Consider the following 16,876-nt stretch of genomic DNA (forward strand, 5'->3'; position numbering starts at 1 on the left):
GCGCGTGCTAGCGAACCTCGTCCGAAGAGATGGTGAAAACCTCCGCGAGGTCGTCCGGGTATGGCATTGGCGCGAATGCGCTCACGTTTGCGCGTCCGGTATTGCCCCAGGGGAGCCGTCCGGTGAGATTACCAAGGGGAGCGAGCGCAAGACGTATGACCTGCCCCAGAACTTCGCGGCCATCGCGGGTTTCAACTGCATAGCCCAGCATCGTCATATGTGAACGAAGGTGCGGCCCGAAGAAGCCCTGGCCCAGAATATGTTCCCGCTCGAGCGCGGTCCAAGCCAAAGCCCGGTCACCAGACTGCCTGGCGGCACGGAAAACGCGCCGCTCAGCTTCGATAAGTTCAATAATGTCCTTCTTTGCCACAGGATTTTACCGTTCTGCTTGCATCTTCGAATCGTCTTATGCACCTTGTAGTGGCTACAAGGTCAAGCATTGCGAGAAACCCATGAAGATTGGTGCCTTGGCGCGGAAGACCGGCACGACCGCCGAAACGATCCGCTACTACGAACGGACCGGATTGCTGGAGGAACCACCACGCACCGCCGGAAACTACCGGGACTATGGCCCGACCGAATTGGCCAGATTGCGGTTTATCCGCCGCGCACGCGACCTTGGCTTCACCATGGCGGAGGTGCGCCAATTGCTTTCTTTGTCGGATGATCCATCGCAATCGTGCGAAGCCGTGGACTCTATTGCCAGCCTCCACCTACGCGAAGTGGATCGGAAGCTTGGTGACTTGCGAAAACTGCGAACCGAACTGCGCCATATGGTCGACGACTGCCAGCACGGAGCGGTTGGCGAATGCCGGATAATCGAAGTGCTTTCCGGCTAGCGGGACAGCGCGCGTTTATTCGAGCGGTGACGGGACGCAAACCATGATCATCTCGAAATTCGGGGCGTGTTCTGACATATCTCGTCGGTGCGTTCGACAACAGAACCGATCCAGTCATCGATCTCGGCTTCGACCCAAACCGTGCAACGGGGACCGAGCGAACGCGACTTTGGAAAACGGCCTTCGCGCATCCGCTGATAGATTGCCGTTCGGCGCAGGCCCACGCGCGCCATGACCTCGGGAAGACGAATGAGCCGGTCTGGCGTTGGCTCGACAGGAACGGCTCCCGCGTCCGTTTCGAGACCAGTCGTCATTTCAGAGAGCGAAGCTTTGTTCATCCTGCCGCTCCAGTAGCGCGAGGTGATCCGACAGGAGACCGGCGGTGCGGTGCGCGGTCCCCTTTGCCCAGCGCGGTCTCACATCGAGCAGCCTCTGGCCCAGCGCTTGATCCAAAGCAGACGGCAACTCGCTTATGAAGGTTTCAAGAAATTCCAGCACGCCGCTATTCTGCCAATCCTTGCTACGCTGCGAGTACCCCGCGAGTGCCAGCATCAGGGAGGTGCGCGGCGCGTGTCCGCTCGCGTCAAGGATAGCCAGCGCCTCTGGCAGTGTGGCTGACCTTGTCCCGGCGAGGATGCGTCGGAGCGCGTCCTTGTTGATATTCGTCTGTGCGGCAATCGTCCGCCGGGACTTGCCACTTTCGTCCACGGCATGGTCGAGGAAAGCGGCGACTCCTCGCGATAGTTCTTCCCATTTGTCGTTTGTGTTTCGCGCCATTGTTCCTGCTTCCGGTGATCTTCAGCGAATCCCCAACAGGCTAGGCGACGCGTCAAACTGTAGGAAAGGAAAAAGAACAAATAAGGAACACGTAGGAAACTGGCTCATCGTCACACGATTTGATTCGCGCAGATTCCGGTCCCTCGATCTCAGACTTCGGTATGGGTGGCGCAATGATCGGTATTCTTGGCCGCAATGTCTGCACCGGTCGCGCAAAGCCTGGTCAGATTGCCCAGAATCGACGATTTCTCTTGGTCGGAATGCCGCGTGCGGCAGTTTCCGTTTTCCTACACCCTGCCTTCCAATCGAGGAAAGAACATACAGCGAACGCATCGCTGCCAATGTTCGAAACGGAGTTCCTCGATGAACAATGCAATCACCCTTCCCCGCCCATCCGTTAAAGGCATTCGTGCCCGCGACTATATTCTTCCGGCCGCGATTGCGCTCGCCTGCGCCGGTGCCGCCTATGCCGGTGCCGACACAACCTTTGATCCGGCGCTGCAGAAGTTCACTGACTTCCTCGAAGGTTCGGGCGGCAAGATCATCACCGTCCTCAGCCTTGCCGGCGGTTTGATCGCGCTCGCCTCGGGCCGCTTCGCCCTTGGGCAGGTCGCGGTCCCGGTCGGTGTCGGAATTGGCGTCGGCACAGGCGTGCCGATCGTCACCTCGGTCGTGACCGCAACCATTTGATCGCGGTCTAACGACGGGAGGGCGGCATGGCCGACAGATACCTCGTTCCACGGCGGCTCGACGACCCGGAGCTTATCGGCTTCTGGACCATCGACGAGTTTGCGGGACTGCTCGTCCCCTTCGCGTGGGGCATCCTTTCGCAGCACATCATCATCGGCACCGGCCTATCGGTCATGACCTGGTTCGCCCTTCGAAAGGCGAAGGCATCAGGCGCAGGGTCGAAACTGGTCCATGCTGCCTACTGGTATCTGCCGGGGAGCTTCCTCGGGCTGAAAGCCACGCCGCCCTCCCACTGCCGCCTGCTCGCAGGCTGAGGGAGGATCCAAGTGAAACACGAATTCGCCTATGAGGAAGCGCAGCGTCACCTCAAACAGCGCAACCGCTTCGCCGCGCTGTCAGCCGTGCTGGGCCTTACCAGCCTGCTGGCGGTCGGCGCGGCGGCGACGCGCGAGGAAAGCGTCATTTTGGTGCCTGTCACGACCGAGCGCCTGACGCTCGGGAGCGGCGGTACCGATGCGCACTACCTCGAACTCGTAACCCGCGACACCGCGCTTATGCTGCTCAATCGCGCACCCGAGAGCCTCGACTACTGGATGGAACAGGTCCTCAAGGTGGCAGATCCGTCAGCGCACGGGAGCCTCAAAGCCGAGCTCGTCAAGATCGTCGACGAGCAGCGCGGTTCGGACATCAGCCAGGCCTTCGTCATCTCGCGGATGGAGGTCGACGCGCAGGCGCTCACCGCTGTCGTCACCGGCACGCTCAAGACCTTCGTCGGTGCGCAGGTGATCGCAAGCCAAGAGCGCAGCTTCGAATTCAGCTGGAACCGCCGCGGCCTCAGTCTCGGCCTCACCGGCTTCCGCCAGCTCCCAACCGAAAACGAGGAGGAGAACCCATGACACTCCTATCCCGCCCCTTCCCCGCCGCGCTGACCAGCGTTGCGCTGGCAATCGCCACGGCCGCCTACGCTTCACCGGCACATGCCGACCAGTTCGTCGAGGCCGCTGATGGCGCCGCGATCGACTGCGTGCTCGCACGCGGCGCGCTGACCCGTATCGCCCTCATCGAGGACGGTTTCGCCAATGTCTCGAAGATGGCGAGCGGTTTTCCCTACAACGATTTCGAGGTGACCCACGAGCCGGTGCGCGGCGACATCTATGTCTCGGTGCCGCTGCAATATGCGAGCGCAAGGGTCAGCTTCTTCGCGACGAGCAGCGCGGGCTATGTCTACAAGTTCACCTGCCGCGTCGAAGGCGAGGAAGCGAGCCAGCTCTTCGTCACCAATCCCGCGCTCGCCAAATCCCAGGCGAGTGAATGGGAAGGCGCAGCAGTGACGCGCGACGAGGCCGCGATCCGGCTGATCGAAGCGATGGCCAGCGATGGGGTCCTGCCGGGCTTCCGCGCCCGTGCCGAACTTTCGCGACCACGCCACACCGACAGCCTCGAAGTGCAGCAGGTCGCGGAATACGAAGGCGCCGAACTGATCGGCCAAGCCTTTACTCTACGCAATCTTGGCTCGGCGCCCGTCGACCTTGCCGGTGAGCGCGAGGCGCCGGCCGGGGCGCTGGCCTTTGCCTATGGCCGCGACAGCCTTCAGCCTGGCGAGAGCACTCAGGCCTTCCTTGTCTTTACCAAGGGAGGGCTCGAATAATGGCCGATCCCGACACACGCGATACGCCCGCGGCAGCGCCAAAGGACGAGACGCGCGGCGAAGCCCGGCGCGATCTCAACCGCACGGTCGCGCAGCGCCAGAAGCTGCTGCTTGCCGGGATCGGCGGCGTGGCGCTCATCGCCGGTTCGATGTTCATCTTCGGCGGCGAGGATGAAGCGAGCGCCGACGGCGTGGGCGCAACCACGATCGAGACCGGCGCGCTGGTCAATCGCAATCTCTCGCAGCGCGAATTCGTCGCCACTTACGGCAACCGCCTCGATGCGCAGGGCAAGGCGATCAAGGACCTTCAGGAGACCCAGCTTCCGAAGGCTTCGATCGAGCAGGAGCTCGAAACGCTGCGGGGCGAGAACGCGCGGATGCTGAGCGACGGGCAAGCTGCGATCGATGCGATCTCGGCGGAGAACGCTGCCTTGCGCTCGGAACTCGAAACAGTGCGCACCAATCCCCCAGTTGCGCCGGTGGCCGCAGTCGATCCGCGGGCTCCGGGCTTCGCTCCCGGACCGCTCGAGCCACCGAGCGAACCCAAGGCAAGCCTGCTGAGCTTCTCAAACGACAAGCCGGGCACCGCCAAGGCCAAGGCAACCGAAAGCCCGTCGCCGCTGCTGCTCGAGGCAAGCCGCGATTACCTGCCGCCCAACAGCTATGCACCTGCCACCGTAATCGTCGGGGTCGACGCCTCGACCGGGGTCACCAGCCAGAGCGATCCGCTGCCCGTGGTGCTGCGGATCACCGGTCCGGCGCGCTCGGTGCTGCAGGGCAAGAAGCTCCTCACCACCGATCTCACCGGCTGCCTCGTCAACGGCGCGGCGCGAGGCGATCTCTCGGCCGAGAAGGTTTACGTCAAGCTCGTGCGCATGACCTGTGCGCAGCCCGGCGGACGCTTCGCGGTGAGCGAAGTGAAGGGATTCATCGCCTTCGCCGGCAAGTCGGGCGTGCGCGGCAATGTCGTCAGCCGCGAAGGCAGCCTCGTCAGCCAGGCGCTGCTCGCCGGAATCGTCGGCGGCTTCGGGCGCGGCTTCTCGGCCAATGCCAACGGCATCTTTGCGCAGCCTGTCGGCAGCGACGGCAAGCGCGACGCGCTCTCGCCGACCGACATCCTCGCAGGCGGCCTCGGCCAGGGCGCGGGCGAAGCCGCCGACACCGTCAGCAAATACCTCATCGAACGCGCAGAACAGTACCAACCCGTCGTCGAGATGCCGACCGGCATCGCAGTCGAGATCGTCTTTCTTGACGGCGTCCATGTCAGGAGCACACCCCAATGAACTACTCGAACCAGCGGCCCGGCCTCAAGGCGCGCGCCGCGCACATATCGCTCGCCGCCGCCAGCGCAGCAGCCCTCCTTACAAGCGGCGTCGCGATCGTAACCGCCATGCCCGCGCAGGCCGCGATCACGCGAGATGTGGTTGAAGCGCTCAAGCTTCGTCTGCCCAGAACGCCGATCGACGCGCTCGATTGCAAGACATTCGCGCCGTGGTGCGAGGTCGTCTCGGGAGAGACGCTGTTCTACATCGACGAAGCGGCACGCTACCTCTTCGTCGGGCGGCTCTACGACATGGAGGAGCGGCGCGACGTGACTGCCGCGCGCCTGCTCGAACTCAACCCCGACCTGCTCGCCGCCGGCGCAGCCCGCCACGCCGGCGCGGACACTGGAGGGCGCGATGACGTTGCCGAAACCCGCGACAGGCGGGCAGCGACCCATGTCGATCTCAAAGCCCTTCCCAAGGAAGGCGCGATCCTGTGGGGCAATCCCAAGGGGCTGAAGCTGGTTGTCTTCTCGGATTTCCAGTGCGGCTACTGTAAGCGGCTCACCGGCGAACTCGAAAAGGCAGGCGTTCTTGTCGAGGAACGGCCGATCTCGATCTTCGGCGCGTCGAGCCGCCGCTTGTCCGAGGCGGTGCTGTGCGCCGCCGACCCGGTCGAGGCGCTCCATGCCGCATACACCGGCAAGCACCTCGAACCGCGCGCAACCTGCAAAAAGTCAGCTGCGCTCGATGCCAACGAAGCCTTTGCACAGGCCAACGGCTTTGCCGGAACCCCGGTAATCGTCCGGGCGCGCGACGGTGCGGTGCTGCACGGCTACCGCGATGCAAAGACACTGCGCGCCTTTGCCAATGCCAAGACCGGATCGAAGCAATGAGCGGCGGTGCGACCCGTGTCGGAGCAACGGCAATTCTCGCGTTGATGATCGCCGGCTGTGCGACGCTTGGCGGCAACGTCAAGGGCGACTTTTCCTGCCGGGCACCGGAGGGAAGCTGCGCGCCGACCTCGATGATCGACGATACCGCGACCCGCGTTTCACAGGCAGAACGGTCCGGTCATGCCTCTGCGGGAGCGCACAGAGCCGGTGATCGCGGATTGCGGATCGTTGTTGCGGGCTACCGCGACGGGGCGGGCCGCATCCACGAGGCCCGGGTTGTTCATGTCGTGCTGCCCGATCGCGCTGCCGAGCGCTGGCGCGCGCCGCGTTCGACCGGCGACGTGCTTCGCGCACTGGCGCGTCCGGCTGAAGCAGAAGTCGCCCCGCCCGCCGCCGCAGAAGCAATTCCTTTTCAGCTTTCCAATCCGTCCCCCCAGCAGCCTCCCGATGTCCTGGTCATCCCCTCGCAGGATCTGACGGAGCTGCCCGGCGCCAAAGCGCCGGACCCCGGGGCACCTGGTCGTCCCCCCTCCCCCGGCCAGGTGCCCCACCCCGTTCTGCCCGAAGGAGAGCCCAAGTGAACCTCTCGCTATCCTCTGCGCGCGACGCGCTTCTCGCTGGCCTGTTCGGCGATGCGAAAAGGGGCGACCATGCGCAGCCGCGTTTCGCGCTCGACATGCTGTCGGACTGGCTTCCGTACCGAGTCTATGACGAGGGCCCGGGGCTCTACCGCAACGCGCACTCGAAGGGCTTCATTCTCGAAGTCACCCCGCTCATCGGCGCCGACGAGCGGACAGGTGAGATCCTCGGCCAGTTCTTTTCCGAGAGCCTGCCGCAAGGCGCCTGCCTCCAAGTGCTGAACTTCGCGTCCCCGCGCATCGGCGCCATCGTCGGCCCGTGGTTCGCACCGCGCTACGAGCAGGGCGGGATCTACGAAGCGATTGCGAAAGCCCGCACCAACCGGCTCTACGATCTCGTCTGGAAGTCGGGCTCGGCACACGCGCCGTTTCATGCACGCCATGTGCGTCTGGTGCTCTCGCTCGGCGTTCCTGTGCCCGGAAGCGTCACCGATGCAGAACTCGCCGAATGCCGCGACGGGATGTCGGGGATGCTGAACTCGCTCGGCCTTGCATCGAACAGGCTCGAGCCCGCAGGCCTCCTCGCACTGGTCGACGAGCTCACCTCGCCGACCACCGCGCGCGAACCCGATCTCACCCACTGGAACCGCGAGGACACGCTCGACGCGCAAGCGATCCGCCGCGACCTCGAACTCGAAGTCGAGGACGACCGGCTGATCTTGCGCACCGAGCGCTTCCGCGAGACCGGGCGCTCGCGAGATGGCGTGCCGCAGGTAGGTGAATGCTATCCCGACCGCTTCGATGTGCGCCATTACGGCGTGCGCTCTGCCCCTGAGCGCTGGGCACCGTGGGAATGCGCGCGGCTCATCGGCGACATGTTCACCGACAAGCTGCGCTTTCCCTGTCCGGCTGCGACCATGCTGTGCCTGCATTATCCCGACCAGGAAGCCGCCTCGGCGCGCGCAGGCTACAAGTTCATGCGCACCACCAGCCTGTCGGAGACCAAAAGCGCGCGCTTCCTGCCCAAACTGTCGGAGCAGTCGGCAGAATGGAAACACGTCCAGGCCGAGCTCCAGGCGGGCAAGAAGCTGGTCAAGCTGTTCTACGGTCTCACCACGATCTCGCCGCTCGGCGAAGGCGATGCGCATGAGCGCACGGTCAAGGCTATCTACAAGGCGGCCGGCTGGGACCTCGCCGACGAGCGCTTTCTCCAGCTCCAGGGTCTCGTAGCGGCGTTCCCGCTGAGCCTCGCCGATGGCCTGGTCCACGACCTTGCACGGCTCAAGCGCTTCCGGACCATGCTCTCGACCACCGCAGCCAATATCGCCCCGCTGCAGGGCGAGTATCTCGGCGGCACTATCCCGCACCTGCTGCTTCTCGGCCGGCGCGGCCAGCCCTTCTTCTGGTCACCCTTCGAGAACGCGGCGGGCAACCACAACATCGCGATCTGCGGGAAGTCGGGCTCGGGCAAGTCGGTGCTGCTGCAGGAGCTGTGCGCCGCGCTGCGCGGCGCGGGCGCCAAGGTCGTGGTGATCGATGACGGACGCAGTTTCGAGCATTCGGTAAAGCTGCAGGGCGGGCGCTTCGTCGAGTTCACCCTCGCCTCGGGCTTCTCATTGAACCCGTTCTCTATGGTCGACGATGCCCGCGCGCATGAAGACGAAGATTACAGGCTCGACTGCTTTGCGATGATCAAGGCGATCGTCGGCCAGATGGCGCGGCCAAGCGCCGCGCCCACGGACACCGAACGCGGCCTCATCGATCGTGCAGTAACACAGGTCTGGAATGCGCTCGGCAGCGGCGGGGCGATCGACGATGTCGCGCATGCGTTGCATCAAAGCGAGAACGAGGCGGGCAAGGACCTTGCCACCGCGATCGCGCCCTTCTGCCGCGGTGGCAGCTATGCCGGGTTCTTCTCGGGGAAAGCGAGCTTCGCGCTCGAAGACGATTTCACCGTCTTCGAGATGAGCGACCTTGCAAGTCGCGAGGAACTGAGAAGCGTCGTCCTCTCGGCGATCATGTTCATGACCGGCCAGGCGATGACGCGCTCGTCGCGCGCGACCAAGAAGCTGCTGCTGATCGACGAGGCCTGGGCGATGCTCAAGGGCGGTTCGATGGGCGAGTTCGTCGAGACCTACGCCCGCACCGCGCGCAAGTACGGGGGTGCGCTTGCGACCGCGACCCAGTCCTTGAACGACTACTACAAGTCCGACGGTGCACGCGCCGCGCTTGAGAACAGCGACTGGATGCTGGTGCTCCAGCAGAAGCCCGAGACCATCGCCGACTTCCGCAAGGAAGCCCGGCTCGACATGGACGACCGGACCGAGACGCTGATCCGCAGCCTCAAGCGCTCGGGCACCGAGTACAGCGAGATCTACCTGAAAGGTCCCGAGACGGAAGCCGTTGGACGCCTGGTGCTCGACCCACTCTCGGCAACCATCTTCTCCTCCGATCCTGACACCTATGCCGCGATCCACCGCCATGTCGAAAACGGCATGCCGCTGGAGCGCGCGGTCGCGCTGGTCGCAGGTGTGGAAGGAGGCATGTGATGGTGCTCGAGACCACCACGGTCGTAGATCGTGTGCCGCTTCCGTCAGTCAGACAAGCCCGCGACAAGCACCGTGTGATCGACTGGCTGGCGCTGTTCCAGGGCACCTGCCTGGTGCTGATCGAAACGGCAAGCTTCGCGGCGAGCACGCTGCTGCTGGTCCTCGGCCTGCCGCTGTTCGTGTTTCTGGCTGTAGCAGGCTGGGACCTCACGGCGCTGTTCGCGCAGCTCGGCAATCTTGCCGACCACTACCGCAGCGCTGAACCGGTCGCGCGCCGCTTCTTTGCCCAGGACCTCCAGATCGCATTCCTCATCGCAGCCGGCGGCCTCGCCCTGCTGCGATTGCCGGCTTTCCTGCGCCGCCTCGATCGCCGCCTCGCCGAAGGATCTCCCTGCCATGGATAGACTGAACCTCCCGCTTAGCCAGCTGGGCCCGAAACTCCTCGCCGTAGCCTTGCTCGTTGCCGCGCTCCTGTGGGGTGCGTGGATCACGCAGCAGGTCACCAGCTCCCCGGAGCAGCGGATCGTCACGGTCCGGCTCGCCGAGACCATCGGGACATTCGTCGAGGAAGCCGCGCGCGCCGATGCCGATCCGGCGGTCGTCCAGGCGGCGAGCCTTGCATACCTCAAAGCCGCCGAAAGCGCCGTCGCCGATATGGGCCATGACGGCCGCGTGGTGCTGGTTGCCGAGGCCGTGCTCGCGGGCGCTGCCGAAGACGCAACCTCCGAACTCGAGCAGCGCATTGCGGACAAGCTCGCCGGGGAGAAGCAGCCATGAGCCTGACCCGCTCGATCCGCCGTCCGCTGCTGCTCTCGGGGCTGGTCCTGCTACCGCTTGCCTGGGCGCCCCTCGATGCCTTCAGCAAGGACCACGCGTTCCTCATCAATGCGAGCCCGAGCCTGCCCAACTGGGCGTTCTGGCTCGACAAGCACGCGCCGATCGAACGCGGCAGCCTGATCTTCTTCGAGCCGCCGCAAAGCGAGCTGGTCGAAAGGCATTTCGGAAAAGGACCGCAGATGTTCGGCAAGCGCGTGCTTGGCATGCCGGGTGATGTCGTGCGCCACGAGGGCGATGCGGTCTTCATCAACGGGAAGCAGGTCGCGAGCCTGCTCGAGGTCACCCGCCTTGGCGTGCCGCTCACGCGCGGTCCCGAAGGCGCAATACCGGAAGGTTGCTACTACGCCGGAACCGACCATCCCCGCGGGCTCGACAGCCGCTACGGCGCCATCGGTTTCATTTGCCGCGAGCAGATCCTCGGCAGCGGGAGGGCAATCCTGTGATGCGCTCCCTCCTCCCGTTCGGCGCACTTCTCCTCGCTGCACTTCCGGCCAGCCTGCAGGCACGCGACTACGGCCAGCGTGGTGCGGTCTTCCCGGTCATCGAGCGCGATCTTCTGGAACAGATCCATTCGCGCCTTACGGCCATGGAAAGGTCGGGCGAGACCGCGCGGCTCAATCAGGAATTGAAGCGACGCACGATCGCGCGGGTCAATCGGCCTGACCCAGTCGCCGGCCTGATCCGCGCAAGCGCAAGCCGCAGCTGGGCGTTCGACCCGACGATCACGCTCGCCGCCGATATCCGCGGGGCCAAAGGCGAGATCATCCATGCTGCCGGAACGCGGGTCAACCCGCTCGACAGCGTCAAGCTGCGCAGCGACCTTCTTTTTCTCGACGGCGACGATCCCGCGCAAATCGCCTGGGCGCTCAAGCAAGATGCCAATGCCAAGCTGATCCTCGTGAAAGGCGCACCGCTCGAGCTGATGAAAGCCCGCCAGCGCCGCTTCTATTTCGACCAGGGCGGCAAGCTCACGGAGAAATTCGGCATCAAGGCCGTCCCCGCGCGGGTGCGCCATAAGGGGCGCGTCCTCGAAGTGAGCGAGATCGCGTTGCCGCCCCGAAAGGCCCAGCCATGAGCAGCATCCGCGCCTTCTTGATCCTTGTCACAGCGACGTTGTCGCTCGCTCTTGCCTCGCCCGCCTCGGCCGATGCCGGGCCGGGCAAATGCACCGGGCAGTTCGTCAACCCGATCACCGACATCTGCTGGTCGTGCCTGTTCCCGATATCGGTTGGCGGGCTCGAAATCTGGCCGAGCAATCGTCCTGATCCCGACAATCCTGACTTGCCGGTCTGCCTGTGCGGTCTTCGCCCCGGCATTGCCATGGGGTTCTGGGAGCCGGTGCGGCTCGCCGATGTCAGCATGAAGCCGTGGTGCTTCGTGAACCTCGGCGGGATGAAGCTCGATCCCGGCTTCGATATCGGCTTCCGCTCCATCTCGGGGCCCTCGGCGGTGGGCGGCGCGAGCCAGTATTATTCGAGCTGGCACGTCCACTGGTATGCCTATCCGCTGATCTACTGGATGGAGATCGTTGCCGATTTCCTGTGCCTCGAGCCGGGATCAATCGACATCCTCTACATATCCGAGATCGATCCGCTGTGGCAGGACAGCGAGCTCACCGCGATCATCAATCCCGAGGCCGTGCTGTTTGCCAACCCGCTGGCGCTTGCCGCCTGCGCGGCGGATTGTGCTGCAGCGACCGCGAACCTGCCGCTCGACGAGATGTTCTGGTGCGCAGGCTGCCAGGGATCGATGTACCCGATGAACGGCAACGTCTCGGCCTCGATCGGGCACGTCCAGGCCTCACGGCTCGTGCTTTCACGCTTCGCCTACAAGCTGCACCGCGAACTTGTCTCGTGGGGCACGATGGGATCGAAGGGCCTGTGCGGCAAATACCTGATGCCGGTGATGCGCAAGCAGCAATACCGCTTCCAGGCCACCAACCCCAATCCGGCAACCAAGGGCCGCTTCGCCTGCCCGCCCATCGGTGCCTCCACCACCTTCCAGTCCCCCGGACAGGTTATCCCCGCCATCGGCGAAGACATGGGATACCTCGTCTGGCGCAAGAGGAATTGCTGCGCATTATGAGAAACGCCTTCCCCCTGTTCGTCGTTATCAGCCTTGCGACTGCCGCCGCCATTGCTGCCGCCTCTGCGCAGGAGAGTTCGCCCGAGCTCGATCTTGCCGAGATTCGTGCACGCGCCAGTGAGCATAGTGCCGATGCCGAAGCGCTCGCCACGTCGGTGAGGACCAAGGCCGATGCGCTGGCAGAAGACGCGCGCACAGCTCAACATACGGCTCACGAAAATCGCGCAGCCTATGCTGCGTCCGCAGAAGCGACAGCCGATACTGGTCCGCTCGATCTGGATGGCATGATCCGCGCCCAGGCCGACGCCGAAGTGGCGGCGATGGGCGAGACGCCCCGGTTCATTGCTTTTGCCTCGCTGGGAATGCCCGAGCCCTCATTGAAGGCGCTGGTTCGCGATGTCTCGAGAGCCGGCGGCGTCACCGTCCTGCGCGGATTTCCGCAAGGCGACAGCGCCCGCTTCAAGAAACGCATTGCCGCGATCTGGCGCGATGACAACGAAACAGGCGCGCTCGGGATCGACCCGCGCCTGTTCCGCGCCTTCGATATCGAGGTCGCTCCGAGCTTCGTGATGATCGCGAGCGACTTTGCCCCCTGCGACGGGTTCAACTGCAACGACATCCTTCCGCCGCACGACCGCATTGCAGGCAATATCAGCGTTGCCGAAGTGCTCGGCACCTTCGCTTCAGGAGGCGGCCCGGGCGCGCAGCTCGCACGCATGCATCTCCGTCGCCTCGAAGGAGAGCGGCGATGAGGCTCACACAATCGCTTCGCCTGGGATTGCTCGCCATTCTCGCCGTCGCTGCGCCGCTCTCCGCGCAGCAACAGGACGCGCGGGCCGACGGCAAGGCCTTTGGCGAAAGCCTGCGCGGCGAAGCACAAGACGCTGCCAGATCGCAGCCCGACGCAACCACCCTCCCCAATTATGATCGCAATGCCGTCCGCGACCTCGAAACGCTCGCCGATGATCCCGACCGGATCGAGAGCAATGCGGCAGCGGCAGCCACCGGACACCAAGGCTATCGCGCCATGCGCGACAGCATCGCCAACCGTGCGCGTTTCGACAGCCAAGACATTGAAGACGTGATCGCGCGAAGCCTCGCGATCAACGAGACGCCGCTCGACTACACCAGCGGCATGGACATCTCTGGCGGCCAGGGCAATTGCGTTCCGTTGCCGCCCGGCTCGGGCTCGGCGGGAACCTACACCGCCACCTGCAACACCGGCACGCGGATCGATCAGTCGGCGGGCCAATGCGCGGTGCCGCTTGTCGCCAATGTGACCCAGCGCCAGCAATGGCACTACCTCTGCAACGACACCGGCATCTACCAAGGCCTACCATGGTGCGCGGCATTCGATGGCGGCTCGTGCCGCATATCCGGCTATCGCCCCGGCCCGTGTCTCCAGTGGTGGGACAACGGGTTCAACCGGTTTTGCTCCGAGCCGGGCGATCCGATTGCAGAGATTTCCTGCGATGCGCCCGATACGCGCTACACGCACTATGCGGTGACCACCGACAGCACGGTTGATACCGTCCCCAACGAGAGCCAGTGCACGGGCTTTGCCGACAATGGTGATTGTACGCTCGATGCCGAGATCTGCACCGATGCCGATCCGCAGACACGGGTGATCGACGGTGTCTCGGTTACGCGGCCGTGCTGGGAATGGCAGCGCAGCTACACCTGCACATCGCGCGAGGCGGCGACCGACTGTTCGGACATCGAAAGCCAGGGCACCTGCCGGTTCATCGGCGAGGAATGCCTCACCGACGAGACGCCCTGCGAGACCTGGGAGCGCATCTACGAATGCTTCCTCCCCGGAACTGACAGTTCCACCCAATATGTCTGCGACGGCGATGTCTATTGCATTGATGGCAGCTGCGAGACGATCGAGCGCACCGCCAATGACGAGTTCAAGGATGCGGCGGTCGCATTGCACGCCATGGACGAGGCGCGCGGCCAGTTCGATCCGAACACGCTGACACTGTTCCGCGGCACGCGCAACACCTGCTCGTCCAAGGTCTTCGGCGTCCTCAACTGCTGCAAGGGCAAGGGCTTCCCGCTCATCCCCGGAATCAGCCTGCTGGTCGCGCTCGGCTGCAATCGCGAGGAAGTGCTGCTCCACCAGCGCGATGCGCAGGGGCTGTGCGCTTATGTGGGTACCTATTGTTCGGACAAGTTCCTCGGCGTCTGCCTTACCAAGAAGAAGGTCTATTGCTGCTTCGAGAGCAAGCTGTCGCGGATCCTGCAGGAACAGGGCCGCCGACAGCTCCCCAAGCCGTGGGACAAGCCCAAAGAAGAACAATGCGAGGGGTTCACCCTCGCCGAGTTCGCCCGGCTTGATTTGAGCCGGATGGATTTCAGCGAGGTCTATGCCGAGTTCACAGATGCCGCACGGCTGCCCGACGAACTCGAAACGAGCATCCTCATCCAGCAGAAGATCGACGACTATTACGCAAGGGGTGGCCAATGACCCATTTCAATCGATTGGCAGCACTCGCCCTAAGCCTGACTGCCCTTCCCGCCAACTCGGCCCATGCCCCGGAGAAGCAGGCTTCCACATCGACCAACTCGGCCGATGCGCTCTACTGCGAAAAGCGCAGGCTCGGCTACTGGTTCTACTGCGTGAAGCCTGCTCCCATTGAAGAGCCACAACAGCCTGAAGCCGAGCCCGTCGCGGCGACGCAGGAACTCGATGCGATCACATCCGAGCTGCGCGAGTTGAAGGCGCGCGCGATCCTCTATCCGACCGAAGCCAATGTCGCGGCCTATATCCGTTTCCAGCGGGCGCAGCTCGACCGCGCCTCGCTGTTTTCCGATGTCTGGCAGCGGGCCATCTGGCAGGATCCGGACCTCGACTACACGCTTGAACGCCCCGTCGGAGCGGTCGCCAAGAAGCAGTGGCAGGATGCCCGCAGCGCGGAGCGCGATCACGTCATGGCAACGCTCTCGCAGCGCTACGGCCTGTTCTATTTCTTCAGTTCGACCTGCGGCCCGTGCGAAGTGATGGGCCCGATCGTCAAAGGCGTCGCCGATCGCTGGCGCATCACCGTGCGCGCTATCTCGACCGATGGCGGACCGTCGCGCCAATTCCCGGACTACAAGGTCGAGACCAACCAGCGCGCCAGACTTGGGCTTGAAGGCAAGGCGACCCCGGCGCTCGTGCTGTGGGACAGCGTGACCAAGCGACCGATCCCGATCGGTTACGGCGTGCTCTCGGCCGACGAGCTCCAGGACCGCATCTACCTCCTCACCTCGAAGGAAGCCGGACATGATTACTAGCATTCGCAATGCAGCGCTGACCCTCGCCGCCGCCAGCATGGTTGCTTCACCTGTCGCAGCAAATGTCGGCGACAGCATGGACCGCTTCATGGACGACATGGGCGCGGCAGCGAACGTCACCGGCCCGACCGCCTTCGAAGGCCAGTCGGCAGGCTATTACAGCCTCGGCAATGTCTGGACACGCTTCCCGCAGAAGACCACCAACATCACCAACCTACAGCTGCCCCGCGCCCGCGCTGGCTGCGGCGGGATCGACATCTTCGCCGGGTCCTTTTCCTTCATCAACGCCAGCGAGATGGTCGCGCTGATGAAGGCGGTCGCCAACAACGCGGTCGGCTTCGCCTTCAGCCTCGCGATCGATACCGTCTGCCCCGAGTGCAACAAGATCATGCAGGAGTTCAGTCAAAAGGCGCAGCTCATGAACAATCTCTCGATCAACTCCTGCGAAATGGCGCAGGGGCTGGTCGGCGGCCTCTGGCCCAAGGGCGATCTCGCCGACAAGGCAATCTGCGAAGCGATCGGCAATTCCGAAGGCATCTTCACCGACTATGCTGCGGCGAAGCATGGCTGCGGCACGCGCGGCCAACGCGCCTCGACCAACGAGGGCGCTGGTACCGATTATGCCGACGTCAATCCGGGCGTAGCGCGCAACTACACTTGGCACGTCCTCAAAAAGAGCGCCTTCTTCAATCCGGGTGGTACCTTTGACCGCGAGCTTGCCGAATACGCCATGACGCTCATCGGCACGGTGATCTACGCGCCGCCCAAGGACGATGAGGGAGGCAAGTTCGTGCCTTTCGCAGGCGATGCGTCCTCGACGCTGGTGAGCGCGCTGCTCGACGGGACGCAGGGCCAGACCGTGCGCGTGTTCCGCTGCGACGAGACCGATCTCTGCCTCAATCCGACCTTTGAGCAAATGAGCCTCTCGAACGCCAAGGCGATCCGCCCGCGCGTCGCGCTCCTCATCGGCAACATGGTCGATGCAATCCGCACCGACACCGCGATCGGCAATGCCGAGAAGGAACTGCTGCAGGTCGCCTCGGTCCCTTTGTACAAGATTCTCACGGTGCAGGCCGCCTATGGCCGCGGCATGCCGACCGACGACCGCGACACCCTCGCCGAGATCGCCAGCATCGACCTCCTCTATGCAATTCTCGACCGCATCGTGTCGGAAGCCGGGCGCTCGATGGCGAGCTTCATCGCCGCCGACGAAGCCAAGCTTGCGATCTGGCGCGGCCAGATTGCCGAGGTACGTTCTGGCCTCGTCCTGCGTCAGGCGACGGGACAGGCCAAGGTCTCGGCGATCATGCAGATCATCGAGAAGACCGCGATGATCGAGAACGCGCTTGCCGCCTCGATGTCGCCCTCGATGTCCGCCGCGCTCGACTGGTCGCGCGGGCTCCAGTCGCGCTCGATCGTCCCCTGAGGCGAGCGCC

General features: G+C 64.2%; 21 protein-coding genes. 18 read left to right on the plus strand and 3 right to left on the minus strand.

Going from position 1 to position 16,876, the window contains the following annotated elements:
* Positions 1-7: 7 nt before the first annotated feature.
* On the minus strand, positions 8-370 hold the full coding sequence (locus WFP06_RS08600; protein ID WP_010412645.1) for a DUF3703 domain-containing protein: 363 nt from the start codon (positions 368-370) through the stop codon (positions 8-10).
* Between the two features lie 82 nt (positions 371-452).
* Here WFP06_RS08600 and WFP06_RS08605 point away from each other — a divergent pair, with 82 nt between their 5' ends.
* Complete coding sequence (locus WFP06_RS08605; protein ID WP_010412642.1) at positions 453-839, plus strand: MerR family transcriptional regulator; 387 nt, start codon at positions 453-455, stop codon at positions 837-839.
* A gap of 47 nt (positions 840-886) precedes the next feature.
* On the opposite strand, the gene WFP06_RS08610 is transcribed toward WFP06_RS08605, so the two are convergent.
* Together WFP06_RS08610 and WFP06_RS08615 are read right to left on the minus strand one after the other, a co-directional pair.
* Positions 887-1,153, minus strand: a complete 267-nt coding sequence (locus WFP06_RS08610) for an AlpA family transcriptional regulator (protein ID WP_336986786.1) — start codon at positions 1,151-1,153, stop codon at positions 887-889.
* Between the two features lies 1 nt (position 1,154).
* Positions 1,155-1,616: a hypothetical protein gene (locus tag WFP06_RS08615; protein ID WP_336986787.1), complete on the minus strand. Its 462-nt coding sequence runs from the start codon at positions 1,614-1,616 to the stop codon at positions 1,155-1,157.
* Positions 1,617-1,979: 363 nt separating this feature from the next.
* Between WFP06_RS08615 and WFP06_RS08620 the strand changes: the two genes are divergently transcribed.
* From WFP06_RS08620 to WFP06_RS08700, 17 genes are read left to right on the plus strand one after another with little or no spacing between them, the layout of a single operon-like run.
* Complete coding sequence (locus WFP06_RS08620) at positions 1,980-2,306, plus strand: hypothetical protein (RefSeq protein WP_173214078.1); 327 nt, start codon at positions 1,980-1,982, stop codon at positions 2,304-2,306.
* Positions 2,307-2,332: 26 nt separating this feature from the next.
* Entirely contained in the window at positions 2,333-2,620 is a 288-nt protein-coding gene (traL, locus tag WFP06_RS08625) for a type IV conjugative transfer system protein TraL (protein ID WP_010412623.1), read from the plus strand.
* Between the two features lie 12 nt (positions 2,621-2,632).
* Complete coding sequence (locus tag WFP06_RS08630) at positions 2,633-3,202, plus strand: type IV conjugative transfer system protein TraE (RefSeq protein WP_010412621.1); 570 nt, start codon at positions 2,633-2,635, stop codon at positions 3,200-3,202.
* A complete protein-coding gene (locus WFP06_RS08635) occupies positions 3,199-3,954 on the plus strand; it encodes a type-F conjugative transfer system secretin TraK (RefSeq protein WP_137678730.1) in 756 nt (251 codons plus the stop codon). Before WFP06_RS08630 ends, WFP06_RS08635 begins: the two co-directional genes overlap by 4 nt.
* Positions 3,954-5,237 (plus strand): TraB/VirB10 family protein, encoded by a 1,284-nt coding sequence (locus WFP06_RS08640; RefSeq protein ID WP_336986788.1) that lies wholly within the window; start codon positions 3,954-3,956, stop codon positions 5,235-5,237. Before WFP06_RS08635 ends, WFP06_RS08640 begins: the two co-directional genes overlap by 1 nt.
* Positions 5,234-6,112, plus strand: coding sequence for a DsbC family protein (locus WFP06_RS08645; RefSeq protein WP_336986789.1), 879 nt, complete (start codon positions 5,234-5,236; stop codon positions 6,110-6,112). The genes WFP06_RS08640 and WFP06_RS08645 overlap by 4 nt, the downstream gene beginning before the upstream one ends.
* Before the next feature lie 44 nt (positions 6,113-6,156).
* A complete protein-coding gene (locus WFP06_RS08650) occupies positions 6,157-6,693 on the plus strand; it encodes a hypothetical protein (protein WP_173216235.1) in 537 nt (178 codons plus the stop codon).
* Positions 6,690-9,239 carry a type IV secretion system protein TraC gene (traC, locus tag WFP06_RS08655; protein WP_336986790.1) on the plus strand — a complete coding sequence of 850 codons (2,550 nt, stop codon included), beginning with the start codon at positions 6,690-6,692 and terminating at the stop codon, positions 9,237-9,239. The genes WFP06_RS08650 and traC overlap by 4 nt, the downstream gene beginning before the upstream one ends.
* Positions 9,239-9,643: a hypothetical protein gene (locus WFP06_RS08660; RefSeq protein ID WP_336986791.1), complete on the plus strand. Its 405-nt coding sequence runs from the start codon at positions 9,239-9,241 to the stop codon at positions 9,641-9,643. Before traC ends, WFP06_RS08660 begins: the two co-directional genes overlap by 1 nt.
* Entirely contained in the window at positions 9,636-10,016 is a 381-nt protein-coding gene (locus tag WFP06_RS08665; RefSeq protein ID WP_209196983.1) for a TrbI F-type domain-containing protein, read from the plus strand. The genes WFP06_RS08660 and WFP06_RS08665 overlap by 8 nt, the downstream gene beginning before the upstream one ends.
* Positions 10,013-10,519, plus strand: a complete 507-nt coding sequence (locus tag WFP06_RS08670) for a S26 family signal peptidase (protein WP_336986792.1) — start codon at positions 10,013-10,015, stop codon at positions 10,517-10,519. Before WFP06_RS08665 ends, WFP06_RS08670 begins: the two co-directional genes overlap by 4 nt.
* On the plus strand, positions 10,519-11,151 hold the full coding sequence (gene traW / locus WFP06_RS08675; RefSeq protein WP_336987667.1) for a type-F conjugative transfer system protein TraW: 633 nt from the start codon (positions 10,519-10,521) through the stop codon (positions 11,149-11,151). Before WFP06_RS08670 ends, traW begins: the two co-directional genes overlap by 1 nt.
* On the plus strand, positions 11,148-12,161 hold the full coding sequence (gene traU, locus WFP06_RS08680; RefSeq protein WP_336986793.1) for a conjugal transfer pilus assembly protein TraU: 1,014 nt from the start codon (positions 11,148-11,150) through the stop codon (positions 12,159-12,161). The genes traW and traU overlap by 4 nt, the downstream gene beginning before the upstream one ends.
* Positions 12,158-12,913, plus strand: a complete 756-nt coding sequence (gene trbC / locus WFP06_RS08685) for a type-F conjugative transfer system pilin assembly protein TrbC (RefSeq protein ID WP_336986794.1) — start codon at positions 12,158-12,160, stop codon at positions 12,911-12,913. Before traU ends, trbC begins: the two co-directional genes overlap by 4 nt.
* Positions 12,910-14,631 (plus strand): conjugal transfer protein TraN, encoded by a 1,722-nt coding sequence (locus WFP06_RS08690; protein ID WP_336986795.1) that lies wholly within the window; start codon positions 12,910-12,912, stop codon positions 14,629-14,631. Before trbC ends, WFP06_RS08690 begins: the two co-directional genes overlap by 4 nt.
* Positions 14,628-15,440: a conjugal transfer protein TraF gene (locus tag WFP06_RS08695; RefSeq protein WP_336986796.1), complete on the plus strand. Its 813-nt coding sequence runs from the start codon at positions 14,628-14,630 to the stop codon at positions 15,438-15,440. The genes WFP06_RS08690 and WFP06_RS08695 overlap by 4 nt, the downstream gene beginning before the upstream one ends.
* Complete coding sequence (locus WFP06_RS08700; protein WP_336986797.1) at positions 15,430-16,866, plus strand: conjugal transfer protein TraH; 1,437 nt, start codon at positions 15,430-15,432, stop codon at positions 16,864-16,866. The genes WFP06_RS08695 and WFP06_RS08700 overlap by 11 nt, the downstream gene beginning before the upstream one ends.
* Positions 16,867-16,876: the final 10 nt, after the last annotated feature.

This window comes from Altererythrobacter aquiaggeris (genome assembly GCF_037154015.1).
Taxonomy (GTDB): Bacteria; Pseudomonadota; Alphaproteobacteria; order Sphingomonadales; family Sphingomonadaceae; genus Aestuarierythrobacter; species Aestuarierythrobacter aquiaggeris.

Bases quoted from the DNA above. Each gene is read 5' to 3' on its own strand.
- WFP06_RS08660 (WP_336986791.1), top strand. From the start codon at position 9,239: ATGGTGCTCGAGACCACCACGGTCGTAGATCGTGTGCCGCTTCCGTCA.
- trbC (WP_336986794.1), top strand. From the start codon at position 12,158: ATGAGAAACGCCTTCCCCCTGTTCGTCGTTATCAGCCTTGCGACTGCC.
- WFP06_RS08640 (WP_336986788.1), top strand. From the start codon at position 3,954: ATGGCCGATCCCGACACACGCGATACGCCCGCGGCAGCGCCAAAGGAC.
- WFP06_RS08670 (WP_336986792.1), top strand. From the start codon at position 10,013: ATGAGCCTGACCCGCTCGATCCGCCGTCCGCTGCTGCTCTCGGGGCTG.
- WFP06_RS08695 (WP_336986796.1), top strand. From the start codon at position 14,628: ATGACCCATTTCAATCGATTGGCAGCACTCGCCCTAAGCCTGACTGCC.
- WFP06_RS08645 (WP_336986789.1), top strand. From the start codon at position 5,234: ATGAACTACTCGAACCAGCGGCCCGGCCTCAAGGCGCGCGCCGCGCAC.
- WFP06_RS08605 (WP_010412642.1), top strand. From the start codon at position 453: ATGAAGATTGGTGCCTTGGCGCGGAAGACCGGCACGACCGCCGAAACG.
- WFP06_RS08615 (WP_336986787.1), bottom strand. From the start codon at position 1,616: ATGGCGCGAAACACAAACGACAAATGGGAAGAACTATCGCGAGGAGTC.
- WFP06_RS08635 (WP_137678730.1), top strand. From the start codon at position 3,199: ATGACACTCCTATCCCGCCCCTTCCCCGCCGCGCTGACCAGCGTTGCG.
- WFP06_RS08650 (WP_173216235.1), top strand. From the start codon at position 6,157: ATGATCGCCGGCTGTGCGACGCTTGGCGGCAACGTCAAGGGCGACTTT.
- traW (WP_336987667.1), top strand. From the start codon at position 10,519: ATGCGCTCCCTCCTCCCGTTCGGCGCACTTCTCCTCGCTGCACTTCCG.
- WFP06_RS08610 (WP_336986786.1), bottom strand. From the start codon at position 1,153: ATGACGACTGGTCTCGAAACGGACGCGGGAGCCGTTCCTGTCGAGCCA.
- traL (WP_010412623.1), top strand. From the start codon at position 2,333: ATGGCCGACAGATACCTCGTTCCACGGCGGCTCGACGACCCGGAGCTT.
- traU (WP_336986793.1), top strand. From the start codon at position 11,148: ATGAGCAGCATCCGCGCCTTCTTGATCCTTGTCACAGCGACGTTGTCG.
- WFP06_RS08700 (WP_336986797.1), top strand. From the start codon at position 15,430: ATGATTACTAGCATTCGCAATGCAGCGCTGACCCTCGCCGCCGCCAGC.
- WFP06_RS08665 (WP_209196983.1), top strand. From the start codon at position 9,636: ATGGATAGACTGAACCTCCCGCTTAGCCAGCTGGGCCCGAAACTCCTC.
- WFP06_RS08620 (WP_173214078.1), top strand. From the start codon at position 1,980: ATGAACAATGCAATCACCCTTCCCCGCCCATCCGTTAAAGGCATTCGT.
- WFP06_RS08690 (WP_336986795.1), top strand. From the start codon at position 12,910: ATGAGGCTCACACAATCGCTTCGCCTGGGATTGCTCGCCATTCTCGCC.